The organism is Pedobacter folensis (assembly GCF_056490665.1).
The window spans coordinates 56,455-69,110 of the sequence record NZ_JBWJIF010000003.1; the positions used below are offsets into that span (position 1 = coordinate 56,455).

Sequence of the window (12,656 nt, forward strand, 5' to 3'; positions counted from 1 at the left end):
AGACGAGATTTAGAACTTATGATCGTCCTCTTTTTATGTTAGCCAAAATGCTGATTTTTTATACAAACCATTGTTCCATTGCTTTTTGCAGTTCGCTGTAATCAATATCATGATCAGTAGCCCATGCAACAATCCCATCGGGCCGGATCAATACCGCGCAAAGGTCCAGTTGATTTTTTGCAGTTGCCGAAATATAATCGATCTGGTCGTTGTATTCATTAACCAACTTTTTGAGTGAAATATTTTGGTCAAAATCGAGCAATATGCCCCGGCCACTGTGCATCAATTCACCAATGGTTCTCCCATCTTCAAATTCAAAATTAGGAACACTGCAGCCAATTAGTTGATGCTTCCCATCGAGATTAATTTGGGTAGAAACGCCCCACACCCTGCCGGCAAAATAAGTGGCACCATCAGTGGTATTGATCAGGTCAGTAATAATGGCATGCAAAGCGCGGGCATTAGGTTCAGGTTTCATAATGGCTGCCTGGGCGCGCGACCAATCGAGTACTTGCGCACCAATGGGATGTCGTTCTGTGCCATAACTATCCAGTAAACCTTCAGGCGCTTTCCCGTGGATAGTGGCTGCGAGTTTCCAGCCCAGGTTCATGGCATCACCCAAACCCAGGTTAAGCCCCTGTCCGCCTAAAGGCGCGTGAATGTGCGCAGCATCGCCAGCTAAAAGTACGCGTCCGTTTCGGTAGCTTGTAGCTTGCCTTGCCCGGTCGGTCCAGGTGCTGGCAATATGGAGCTTACTGATGGTAACATCGGTGTTTGAAACACGGCGCAGTACCTCTTGCAAATGTTCGCGCGTAATGGCCTTGGCCGAACCATGAAATGCACCGCCATCAAAATCCTGTATGGCCAGGTAACCCGGCTGCGATTGCATGTACATGCCTGTTGGCGTTACGTTTCGTCCGGGTTTAAGCAACTCTGGATTGGCGAGGTCTATTTTAGCTGAGTAACCGGTAAATTCGGGTTCAGTACCCGCGAATTCAAAACCGCCAGTCTTACGCACCACGCTTCGGCTTCCGTCGCAACCCACAAGCCATTTACTTTCGAAAGATTGACCAGCAGTTTGTACCGTTACACCTTCGCTGCTTTGATGGAAGCCCGTAAAGGCAAAACCTCGTTTAATTTCAACGCCCAGGGTTTCTGCACGCCGGGAAAGTATGGTTTCCAGCTCCTCCATTTCCGTAATTAAACTGGTAGGTGTAGAACCTGGTAGGCGATATTTCCATTGTGTGCTATCAATATTGCCATCGTGAAATGGAATGCCAGCGAAATGCCCTGCTTGTCGGCGGGGTCCCTGAACGGCATTTTGATGTGGGTTTTTAAGGTGTTGATGTATTTTAAGTTCTTGCAGCAAACCACGGCGATAAAGTGCTTCAATGGTTGGCGCCGATAAACCACGGATGCCAAAGGGAAGCTGTTTTAAAGGTGAGTGCGCCTCCACTGCCTTTTCGAGTATCAGTACTGAACATTTGGCTAAAGCCAGTTCGCAGGCCAGGAACAAACCTACAGGACCAGCGCCTGAAATAATAACATCGTAAAAGGCATCTGGGTGTTCGAGATTTTTATTTGAATGTGTAGTGTTCATATCGTATGATTAAAACACAAAATTCTGGAATGCCCGGGTATTAGGCTTGTATAAACACGACAATCGTTGACAGGGTATCATTACAGCGTTTCAAAAATTGCTTATTATTCCCACGCAGCTATAATGATTGGACACATCTTTTTCTGGTAGTTTTTATGCGTTTGGCTACACCCTTTAATAAAAGCACAGGTTTTACCGAAGAGCGCCGTCAATCCCAAGGGCTAGGAAGATCAAAAAACAGGAGCAACTCAGCACCCATGTCACTTCCAAACATAAAACGCAGTGGTTTTGTGCATATTAAGTACAAACTTTAGCCTAGCAATATCTACACAAAACAAAGTGCCGTTGTTTTTTGATGTGCGTGAGATTGTGTAAAAAGCCCCTAGCTGGATTGATAAAGCGTTTTGGGTACTTTGGCGCTCCAAAGTACCATGCCGCCGCGGCATAGAGCGGTAAGGGAAATCTTTATACTAGCTGTGTCCACACGAGATAGTCGTAGACAGGCAACCACGAAGTATCACTGATTTTTATAAAATAAATTATCCCTCAAGAGGAAAGGTTAAGCATACCGTTGTTTAACATCTGTTTTCCTTTCTTTGCCTTTCGCGCGAATGCTGCGGGGCTGGTGCCGCTGTAACGTTTAAATTCTCTGCTGAGGTGGGGTTGATCGGTATAACCAAACTCATGTGCCAAACTGGCGAGACTGGCATCCGGATCATGCCACAATTGATTACGCACCTGTTCAAAACGCATCAGGCCGGATACATCTTTAACCGTATGACCGGAAGATCGTTTAAAGTTCCTTTCCAGTGTACGTACGGTAACATGGGCTGCGGCTGCAACCTCGCTCACGGGTATGGTGCCTTTTGCTTCCTGCATCGCCATCCCGGCTTTGAATAACATGCTGTTGGGAGCAAGCTGCGCCCTGGCCTGTAAGAAATACGATTTAACCTTTGCCACAGCTTCATCTATCTGGCCGGCAATAACAAAGGCATTCAGTCCAGCCTGAAGCCTGGCGATGGGGTGTTCGAACAGATGTAAGTCATGCTTGTCGGATGGGAGATCGAGTAAATCGAACACCGTCCATGGAAAACACCTGATCGCAATGATTTCAAAACGGTTTTTCGTGTAAAATATGGCCGGCTGATTAAGTAAACCCATCATAAAAGGAGAGGGTAAAGGCTGCAATTCTCCGTTAACCAACATGCTACATCCGCTGCCAAAATGAAAAATAATTTCTGCATAACCATCAGGTATGACTTCAAAACCCGATAGTTGCGCTCCAGATACTCTTCTGTTATACCAGAAGCATTTTATCGTGTCCTGCAGTTGCTCAGGAGCTTCGAATTCTTGATGATGCATTTTTAATAATGGCATATTCGAAGGTAGTGCTTATTACACTTATTTTCAATTGGCTAAAGTTTGCAGGGGTTTTTAGTGGCTATTTTATTGAAAAAGAATGACTAATGACTATCTTCGTTTATCAGAATAGCTAACCAAAAAGATGACCACAAGCCATTATTAAAAAATGAAAATAAAAATCATAGCCATATTGCTTTTAACCTGCATGATCGGATGTAAAAAAAAGGATGTTTCTTATGATCAAAATACCACCGCCTGTGGAACAAAAAATCCTTTAGCGAATTTAGCCTGGCTTAAAAACGAATTTCAGGATATTGCCAATTATCCTGATATGAATGGTATTGTGCTGTATAAATATAATGGTGAAGAAGTAATCAATATTTATAAGTCGTACTATAGCAGTACATACGGAAGACCGTTTTATTGTAATGGTAAACAAATGCAGTTTAATTCGGGTGACGATTTGAAAAACTACCTGGAAAAAAGGAAGAAAATAACTGTTTTATTCGGTAAAAAATTTGATCTAACGCCCTGAAACAGTAGGGGATTAAACCTCATCTGCGCCCTTAGCTTTCTTTTTGTTTCCGCCTTGCGCTGCTTCGAAAATCACTTTAAAACTTGTTCTTTCCCCTGGTATTGAGCTCACCTGAACTTTTAGGCTAAGGTAGCTGGCTATGCTTTTAACAATGGCAAGACCTAATCCGTAACCGGTATTTTCAGCATGTCCGGTTTTTTTAAAACGATCAAATACATGCGGTATATCTTCTGCTTTAATACCCTGGCCACTATCGCTCACCTGAATAGAATAATAACCTTTTTCAATAAGATCAGCAACCTGTATACTTCCATTTTCTTTGTTAAACTTAATGGCATTGTTAATGAGGTTGTAAAAAAGCTGAAATAAAAGATCGTGATTGATCTGGCTTAAACGCTGATTATGGCTGAGATTGATGTCGATCTGAATGTTTTTCTCTTCGAGCCTATGGCCTATTTCTTCCACTATTTCATTCAGGAGTACTTGCGGTTCTATCTCTTCCTGTTTAGAGAACTGCTCATTTTCTATTCTTGAAATAAGTAAAAGCGATCGCGATATTTTCTTCAACCGCTCCAGTGTTTTCATCATATCCACAATATGTTCCTGTACCGTTTCGGATGCCGATTCTTCAGTAAGCAGGTTTTCCATTTTGTTTTGTAAAATACTAATGGGGGTCATAAACTCGTGCGAAGCATTCGCGGTAAATTCCCGTTCCTTTTCAAAAGCTTCATTAATCTGGTCCATTAATGAAATGAGGGAATGATCGAGGTATTTAAAATCTTGTGTACTGGTATTAATATGACCATGTTTCTTTTTAAAAGGGAACCGGCTATTGCTTAGTCTTAATTTAATAATCTGCCCAAGTGGCTTGATTAGCTGCCGGGTAAAAATCAAATCTATAATAATGCTTAAGGCAATAAGAATGATGAGCACATATAAGGCAAAACGTTGTAATGCATCATTGTAAAGGTTAATGCTGGCAGTGGTTTTACCGATTTCCAGAAGGTAGTTTTTTTGATTTTTTTTAAAGGTAAAACTGAGTACCCGATAAGCAATGGTATCTTGCTCTACAATACGTTTGGTGTCGCGTATGGTATCTAGTTTCAGGGTTTGCGCCACCGTTTCGAGTGCAATATATTCATCTTTAAGCATGGTGTAGCTTCCATAACTGTTATCCCCTTCGAAGTAATAATCTAATCCTTTTTTATTGATGTTTTGGATTACTTTTTTCTGCTGGTTCCGAAGTGAAAAATTGGTGTAGTTAGAGGCGATCTGCCGGATCAGAAAAGGGAGCAATAGAATAAACAGACCTACAATGGCAAGTTTAGATCCGGTAATAAATAAAGTGAGTTTAGTAGATAGTTTCAAATTATTTTTTAATTCTATAACCAACGCCCCGAACGGTTTCTAACCATTCGGTAGGGGCGTAAATGTTTAATTTCTTTCTGATATTTTTAATGTGTGCATCAATGTAGTTCGAATCGTAATCATCATCTACGAAGTTGCCCCAAATATGTTCGCTCAATTGTATTCGGGTAAGCACCCTGTTTTTATGCAGTAAAAGGTAACTTAAAAGGTCAAACTCTTTGCGCGAAAGCTCAATCTGCTCCTCCTCAAAAAATACAAAACGTTTTTGCAGGTCGATACTAAAGTTTCCGAGTGGAATTAATTCTTCGGTAACCTTAAATTTTCGCCTTGCAATGGCCTGCATGCGCGACTGGAGTTCGGGTAAAAAGAAAGGTTTCGCTAAATAATCGTCTGCGCCCATGTCTAAGCCCGCCACCCGGTCTTCTAATTTACCTCTGGCCGTAAGAATGATGTAAGCGGCATCGGGATTGCTTTTTTTCGCCTTGCCCAGCAGCTCAAAGCCATCCCCATCCGGCAAACCTAAATCAATAAGCACATAATCATATTGGTTCAGCTCCAGTTTATTAACGCCCTGCTTAAAGCTATGGGCCAGATCACATAAGAAAAAAGCCTTTTTAAGGAATTTTTCCATTTCAAAGGCTAGTGTTTTTTCATCTTCTACAATCAATACCTTCATGCCGATTAAAATTGATAGTAAACTGCTAAACCAAAAAAAGATTGCTGGTGTTTTACGTTCTCTTCTTTTCTGTTTCCAAGTATAGAGAACTGATAACTGGCCTCTGCAAGGAAATTCCCGTTACTCCAGTTTAAAGGCAACTTAAAATTGTACGACAATAGTTTAAACTGATTGACCGTGTTCTCCACTACCGACGTCGTATTTCCGTTAACGATTCCAGGAGCCGTATCACTTTTTCCCTTTCCGTTTCCATTCGAATTCTGCCTTTTGTTTTTTTCGATGATATACGTTTCGTAAAAATGGGTAGTGCCCGCTGTAATCTCGATGGCTGGTGTAACTGAAATGAGGTTTTTCTCATTGAACACCGTTCCCAGTTCGATTTCTTTTGAATTTCCAAAACTGATAAATCCATCGGTTTGCTTTCCGAAGGCCACGTCTACACTAAGATCTGTTTTAAACCAGGGCCACTGGTAGGCAGCCGATGCATTGATGTTATTATTATTGGATGCCTGGAGCAAAGGAGAATTGGAAGGGAAAAAAGAGTGAGTATAGGCTATTCCCGCAGTGAGTTTTTCGTTAAAATCATAATCATAACCTATGCCTAAATCGGTTTCAGAAATGGCTGAGCCATAATTTAGCAGTTTATAACCACCACCCGAAAAATACAAACCGTTAGGAAATCGTAATGTGGCATTAAAGAGTACATAGGGATATTTTTCAGGGGTAACCTGTCCGTAATAGTTAATGTTACTATTATACATGGTCGCCAGTGTAAGCGTAGCTTTTGTCGAATCTTGCTGTGCCTTTACATTCGATATGACCAAAAACGAGAATAAAATTAAGAGACGTATGCGCATATATTTATCCTTTACGGCCTTTTAATCTTGGGTTTAATAATCTTGATGGGTTTTACCTTTACATTAGGCCTTACCGCCATGGGTTTTAGCTGCTTTTTGGCTTTTGGTACTTCTTTGATTTGAAGCAGCTCAGGTTTTTGATTTTCAGGCTGTTTGTCTTTTTTTCCTTTGTCCTGTTTTTTTATCACTTGTTCTTCTTGCAGATTCGCTACACTCAAAGTGGTAGAATCTTGGCGCATGGCGAAAACACCCGAAAGCGGGGCAATAACCAGACAAAAAATAACGGCGAATCGGATCATTTTATAAATATAAAAAAAGTTTACCCCCTAAGAGGTAAACCCTACCTAAAAACCACCATACATGGTGCGCTCACATTTCAAAAGTAGACTGGCAACATGAAAATAAGATGAAAAAAATAAATTTTAAATTTCATGTTGGTTTCATGTTCGGCCTTCAACTTTGAAGCGTAAAACTTTAAATAAAATCTACAGTTATGAAAACAAATTTTGTAAATACCATTTTAGCCGTCTTCGTTGTAATCGGGATGACTGCCTTTTATGGATGTAAAAAAAATGAATCGAGCCAGGGAACAACTAAAGTTCAGATTAAAATGACTGATGCCCCGGGTAACTTCGATAAGATTAATTTAAGTGTAAAAGAGATTGTGTTGGTATCGGGCGATAAACCTTATGTGTTTGCGGCCAGTACGGGTATATTCGATATTCTTGATTTTAGAATCGGCACCAGTAACCCTGATATTTTGGTTGCTTCGGGCGAAATGCCATCAGGAGAAATTACCGAAATCAGACTAGTGCTTAATGAAACCGGAAATACGATTGTAGTAAATGGTGTTCAACAGGAACTTAAAACGCCTAGTGCACAAACATCTGGCTGGAAGGTAAAATTAACGGCTAATCCTGAACTGGTTGAAGGCGCTGCTTATACATTGCTGTTAGATTTTGATGCAGCGAAATCGATCGTCAGTACGGGAAACGGAAAATATATATTAAAACCAGTGGTACGTGGAATTGCATCAGCAACCACCGGATTAATTTCAGGAACTGTTTTGCCTTTGGCCAGCCATCCTGAGGTATTGGTTATTGCAGGTACAGATACCGTAGGTACCGTTGCAGATCCTTTAACGGGTAAATTTACAGTGGGTGGCTTATCTTCGGGTACCTACTCGGTTAAATTCGTGCCGGTTGTGGGTTATAGAGATAGCACCATTACTGCTGTTAAAGTAGCTTTAGGGCAAAATACACTGCTGGGAACGGTTACTTTAAAACCGTAATACGAATTGTTCACATCTAAATTTAAACCGATGAAAAAGTTATTCTTGCTGTTATTAATGGTGGTCAGCAGCGGCTTTATTTTCAAATCTCAGGCCCAGGTAAGTGTAAACATCAATATTGGCGCACAGCCTGCATGGGGTCCAACCGGATATGATTATGTAGATTATTACTATCTGCCCGATATTGAGAGTTATTATTATGTGCCTAAAAAACAGTTTATTTATTTAGGTAGCGGAGGATGGGTTTTTACCACAGCGCTTCCACCGAGATATAGGGGCTACGATTTATATAATGGCTACAAGGTGGTAATTAATTCTCCTCAGCCTTACCGTTATTTTGAAACCCACAAAGTTAAATATGCCAAATTTAAAGGCAATCATGGCCAATCGGCTATAGGGAAAAGCAAAGGGCCAAAATATTCGGCGGTGAAGGGTAATGCCAAAGTTTATAAAGGTGATAAGGGAAAAGCTTCACCGCATTTTAACAAAGGAAACGGAAATGGCAAAGGCCATGGAAACGGTAAAGGAAAACATTAGTTGTTTGTGTAATAAAGAAAGAAACCCTCCAGATTTTGGAGGGTTTTCTTTTTTAATTCCTTTTTTGTTGTCCTGGGGCAAAAGGTTTGGCCGATTTTGAGCCTGTTCCTTTTTTAGCTTGTCCTGGGGGCACTTTGCCGCTGTTACCAGCAGTTCTGGTGCTATAACAAGCACTGCTAAGCAGCATTACCGACAACGCTACAATAAGATATATTTGTTTCATAATAGGAAATAAGCGATAACTGTGCCAATTGCTCACCGCTCTTTCGGTGATCGAATTTACCTGATTCAAAATAGAATCTACCAGATTCAAATCAGCGTATACAAGCAATGATTGAAAGCCTTTACTTTGAACTTAATAATTTCAAACAAGCAGATGCGCAGTACCATCATATTTATCCTTTTCTATTTTTGCCAGATCTTTTGCTTTGCACAAAAGCTGGAGATGAACCTGGATAGTATCCACCCTGTTATTAAATATGATCAGCATGGTGATTCTATTCGTAAATATTTCTCCAATACATTTTACAGCCACAATTCTAGATTTACACAGCAGAATAACCTGTTAATCTCGGCCTTTTATTCCAACAAACTGGCGGTAAACTACAGGCATGTGCTGGAAAAAATACCACAATTAAAAACCTATTCCAATAAACAATCGGGGGTATATGCCCAGGCCAGAGATAGTTATGCCGGTGTATTTGCGGTGCCCATCTTTGACTCAACCGGGATTGTCATCACCGTAAATGGCATTAATGCTCAAAATGCGACTAAATACCAGTTCAGGGTGCTGGAAAATAATAAAAAGGTGGTATTACCCTGGACCACGCCGAAAATATTTACCAATACGTATTGGATGACCAAAATTGCCGACTCTACTAAAATTGATGATGTGACGGCTTACCTGGGGCAGTTTAAAGGCGCTTATGGCAAAGCCTTAACTTTTCAGGTGCGGCAAACAGACCAACCAGACAGCATTAAAACTTCGTTATCTGCCTACTGGGTAAAATGGCAGCCCAGAGTAGTTGGTGTATTTACATTTTCGCAGCTCCCTGAGTTTCTAAGCATTTTTAAAGAACAATGGAAAGACCTGAGGATAAATGAAAAACCGGTAGACTGGGCTAAGGATTCGACACTCCTAAAATTGAAAAAGGAATTCCGATCCAATGAAAATAACCTGATCTTTTATTTAGACGATATCATCAAGTCTAAAAACATCATCGAATACAACCTTGTAAAAGGTGCAGACAGTACAGGCTGGACAGTAAACGATTTCGATTTTAACCTGGTTTGGCTCAAAAACCTTTCGCCAGGTAAATACGATTTGCTGATCCGCTATAGTGTGCAACGTACACACGTATGCAAATATACATTTACCATCCATCCGGCCTGGTACCAAACCCTATGGGCTAAAATAGGTCTTTGTATGCTTGTTCTGTTAGCCGTTGGTTTTATTGTGCTCTTGCGGCGCTCGGCTAAACAGACTGAAAAGCTCAAAGCCCAGGATACCTTAAAGCAATTGGTACAAACCGAGCTGAAATCTATCCGCTCGCAATTTAATCCGCATTTTGTGTTCAATGCACTGAGTTCGATCCAGGGTTTGATCACCAAAAACGACTCTGAAAATGCATCCAAATATCTGATCGAATTCAGTAACCTGATGCGCGAATCGTTAAAAGCCACCAACAACGAATTTGTAAGCATATCAAGTGAAATAAAGATTTTGGAGAATTATTTAAATCTAGAAAAATTACGTTTCGGTTTCAGTTATGAGATAAAAGCAAGCAGTCAGATAGACAGCAACGCCATAGAAATCCCGAGCCTCTTTTTACAACCACTGGTAGAGAATGCCGTAAAACACGGAATATCTTCACTGCAGGAGCAAGGAAGACTTATGGTCTTATTTGATAAAACAGGCAATGATATGTCTGTTCAGGTGAGGGACAACGGCAGGGGATTCGATCAAAATAATCCATCAAATGGATTTGGGCTGCAGCTCACTAAAGAAAGAATCAAACTATTGAACCAAACACTTAATGCCCAGCAGATTGAATTTTCTGTAAACCGAATACAAAACGAAACACAAGTTACCATCTACTTCAAAAACTGGCTAATATGATAAGAGCTGTAATAATAGACGACGAAAAAAACAATATTGAAACCATGGTAAGCTTACTCCGGAAGCATGAATTGCCTGTTACGGTTGTAGGTTCGGCCACCAATGCCGATGATGCCATTTCGACCATTGTCGCTACCAATCCGGATTTACTGTTTCTGGATATACAAATGCCGGAGAAGAATGGTTTTGATGTGCTCAAAGCATTACCACACTACCAGTTCGAAGTGATATTTGTAACCGCCTTCGATCAGTACGGTATTCAGGCGGTGAAATTTTCCGCTATAGATTATTTGCTTAAACCGGTAAATCCAGAGGAGCTAAAAACATCAATTCTAAAGGTAGAAGCCAAGCTGAATCAGCGTAAGCAAAACGTTCAGTTGGAAAACTTAATGGAGCTCATTAAGAATAAAGATGCCAAAAAAGACCACAAATTAGCCCTGGCCTCCACCAAAGAAATCAGGTTTGTACATACTGATGAAATTATTCGCTGTGAATCGTCCAATGCCTACACTCAATTCTATCTTGCTGATGGCAAAAATATTATGGTATCAAAGCCCATTTTCGAATACGAAGAAATGCTTAGCAATTACGATTTTATCCGCTGTCACCAGTCTCATTTAGTCAATGCAAAATTCATAAAAAGTTTGGTTAAAGAGGACAGTGGTTACCTGTTATTAAACGACGATACACGCATACCCATTTCAAGAGGCAAAAAAGAAAACGTACTTAAAGCATTAAACACCATCAAAAAATAAAACCAATCAAAATGAAACGTATCTTATATTTCTTATTACTGCTCAGCTGCACCCAGGTGCATGCACAAAGCAGCGGCCCTCTTCAAATGGAGGATGAAAAAATGAGTAGCTACCTTGCCAACCGCAAGCCGGCAACATTAAGCATTCAGGTCAAAAACCTTCCTGATAGCATCAAAAAGGTGAACATCGAATTAACGCTGGTACAGATGGGCGTTGGTTTTCAGGTTAGCAAATTTGCAGAAACAGATGCCGCCGGCCTGGCAAAAGTTGTGCTCGATCAGAATTTACCTTATCAGCAAATCTGGTTAACTGTTGGTCCCTATCTCTACGCGGGCATTTATGTTAACTCAGGACTAACCGTAGTGCTCGATGCAAAAAAACTAGAGAAGCGGGCATTTATGATTGCCGACGGAGTGGAATACCTGGGCGATGACGGAAAGCTGAACACCGTAATGAATAAAAATGTCCTTTTTAAACGTAAAGAGAAATCAGATCTGGATAAAAGCCTCAACAATTTTAGAAAGCTGAAAGAACTACATAGCGAAGAATTCTTTCTGGCGAAAATTGATTCTATAAAAAATGCGCTACTCCAGATTGATGAAGAATTTATTGCCGATCATTCCGATTATGCCTGGGCAATCAAAAACGAAACCCTATCCGGTTTTTACGGAAATATATGCGTAGCCTATCGGAACAATCTGATGCCAGTTAAACTTTTTAATGAGGTTAGCAATCACAAACCTTATTTTGTAAGTAATGATGGCTCCACTTTTTACCGGTATCTGCAAAGCTATTCTACGAGTGAAAAACTGACAAAGGGAAAAGGGCTGCCGGGTGCGCTTGCCTTAATAGACAGTTTGTATAGCCCACAGAAATCGGATATATTGAAGCTGTTTCTTCTGGATGATTATAAAGACCTGTTTTCTACCGCTTATCCAACTATCATTAACAGCATAACAACGCCTTGGTGCAAAAGCGTATCAACAAACGAGTTGGCTCAAGCTAATCTTAATCAAAAAAAGGTAGAAAACTTATTTGCCACATCAAAACAACCAGAAGATGCAAACATTGGCAAACCTTTAGTGAAATTACCTTTTGAGGCTGACCTTTATGAAGTAGATGAAAAAATAAAAGCTGAAGATTTACTAATTAATCTAAAATCAAAATTTCCTAATAAGGCACTGATCATCGATATCTGGGCTACCTGGTGTGGACCTTGTTTAGCAGATCTGCCTTCGAGCAAAAGCCTCCATGAGAAAAATAAGGATTTGCCAGTAGTCTACATTTATTTGTGTACTACTAGCGGTTCTAATACGGAATTGTGGAAAAAGAACATTGTCAAAATGGAGATTCCTGGTACCCATGTTTTCATCAATGAAAAAGTCTTGGCGCAGTTAAGAACGATCCTGAATGCAGAAGGCGGGTTTCCAACTTATGTAGCTGTCGACATGAATGGTAAAGCCAATTCAAAAGTGATTAGCTATATGGGTGCTTTGAATAGAGAAAGCCTCAAAAAAGTTGCAGGGCTTTAAGCGATATATTAAGCACTGTAACGA

13 protein-coding genes are annotated in these 12,656 nt (G+C 40.5%); 6 read left to right on the forward strand and 7 right to left on the reverse strand.

Going from position 1 to position 12,656, the window contains the following annotated elements:
• Positions 1–58: 58 nt before the first annotated feature.
• Both AC04QZ_RS14860 and AC04QZ_RS14865 read right to left on the reverse strand, forming a co-directional pair.
• Positions 59–1,600, reverse strand: a complete 1,542-nt coding sequence (locus tag AC04QZ_RS14860) for an FAD-dependent monooxygenase (protein ID WP_478358390.1) — start codon at positions 1,598–1,600, stop codon at positions 59–61.
• Positions 1,601–2,146: 546 nt separating this feature from the next.
• Positions 2,147–2,962, reverse strand: a complete 816-nt coding sequence (locus AC04QZ_RS14865) for a helix-turn-helix domain-containing protein (protein WP_478358391.1) — start codon at positions 2,960–2,962, stop codon at positions 2,147–2,149.
• A gap of 166 nt (positions 2,963–3,128) precedes the next feature.
• On the opposite strand from AC04QZ_RS14865, the gene AC04QZ_RS14870 reads away from it, so the two are divergent.
• Positions 3,129–3,497, forward strand: a complete 369-nt coding sequence (locus AC04QZ_RS14870; protein WP_478358392.1) for a hypothetical protein — start codon at positions 3,129–3,131, stop codon at positions 3,495–3,497.
• A gap of 12 nt (positions 3,498–3,509) precedes the next feature.
• Here AC04QZ_RS14870 and AC04QZ_RS14875 read toward each other — a convergent pair whose 3' ends face one another.
• The 4 genes from AC04QZ_RS14875 to AC04QZ_RS14890 are packed head-to-tail and all read right to left on the reverse strand — an operon-like array spanning position 3,510 to position 6,697.
• Positions 3,510–4,865, reverse strand: coding sequence for a sensor histidine kinase (locus AC04QZ_RS14875; RefSeq protein ID WP_478358393.1), 1,356 nt, complete (start codon positions 4,863–4,865; stop codon positions 3,510–3,512).
• A gap of 1 nt (position 4,866) precedes the next feature.
• Positions 4,867–5,541 carry a response regulator transcription factor gene (locus AC04QZ_RS14880; protein ID WP_086544715.1) on the reverse strand — a complete coding sequence of 225 codons (675 nt, stop codon included), beginning with the start codon at positions 5,539–5,541 and terminating at the stop codon, positions 4,867–4,869.
• Positions 5,542–5,546: 5 nt separating this feature from the next.
• Positions 5,547–6,398: a hypothetical protein gene (locus AC04QZ_RS14885; protein ID WP_478358394.1), complete on the reverse strand. Its 852-nt coding sequence runs from the start codon at positions 6,396–6,398 to the stop codon at positions 5,547–5,549.
• 11 nt (positions 6,399–6,409) lie between these two features.
• On the reverse strand, positions 6,410–6,697 hold the full coding sequence (locus AC04QZ_RS14890; RefSeq protein ID WP_478358395.1) for a hypothetical protein: 288 nt from the start codon (positions 6,695–6,697) through the stop codon (positions 6,410–6,412).
• A 194-nt stretch (positions 6,698–6,891) separates the two neighbouring features.
• Between AC04QZ_RS14890 and AC04QZ_RS14895 the strand changes: the two genes are divergently transcribed.
• Positions 6,892–7,689 carry a DUF4382 domain-containing protein gene (locus AC04QZ_RS14895; RefSeq protein WP_478358396.1) on the forward strand — a complete coding sequence of 266 codons (798 nt, stop codon included), beginning with the start codon at positions 6,892–6,894 and terminating at the stop codon, positions 7,687–7,689.
• Between the two features lie 30 nt (positions 7,690–7,719).
• Positions 7,720–8,226 (forward strand): hypothetical protein, encoded by a 507-nt coding sequence (locus tag AC04QZ_RS14900; RefSeq protein ID WP_478358397.1) that lies wholly within the window; start codon positions 7,720–7,722, stop codon positions 8,224–8,226.
• Between the two features lie 52 nt (positions 8,227–8,278).
• Here the strand turns inward: AC04QZ_RS14900 and AC04QZ_RS14905 are convergent, their stop codons facing one another.
• Positions 8,279–8,449 carry a quinol oxidase subunit 4 gene (locus tag AC04QZ_RS14905; RefSeq protein WP_478358398.1) on the reverse strand — a complete coding sequence of 57 codons (171 nt, stop codon included), beginning with the start codon at positions 8,447–8,449 and terminating at the stop codon, positions 8,279–8,281.
• 153 nt (positions 8,450–8,602) lie between these two features.
• On the opposite strand from AC04QZ_RS14905, the gene AC04QZ_RS14910 reads away from it, so the two are divergent.
• From AC04QZ_RS14910 to AC04QZ_RS14920, 3 genes are read left to right on the forward strand one after another with little or no spacing between them, the layout of a single operon-like run.
• Entirely contained in the window at positions 8,603–10,345 is a 1,743-nt protein-coding gene (locus tag AC04QZ_RS14910; protein ID WP_478358399.1) for a sensor histidine kinase, read from the forward strand.
• On the forward strand, positions 10,342–11,100 hold the full coding sequence (locus AC04QZ_RS14915; RefSeq protein ID WP_478358400.1) for a LytR/AlgR family response regulator transcription factor: 759 nt from the start codon (positions 10,342–10,344) through the stop codon (positions 11,098–11,100). Before AC04QZ_RS14910 ends, AC04QZ_RS14915 begins: the two co-directional genes overlap by 4 nt.
• Before the next feature lie 11 nt (positions 11,101–11,111).
• Positions 11,112–12,632 (forward strand): TlpA family protein disulfide reductase, encoded by a 1,521-nt coding sequence (locus AC04QZ_RS14920; RefSeq protein WP_478358401.1) that lies wholly within the window; start codon positions 11,112–11,114, stop codon positions 12,630–12,632.
• Positions 12,633–12,656 lie beyond the last annotated feature (24 nt).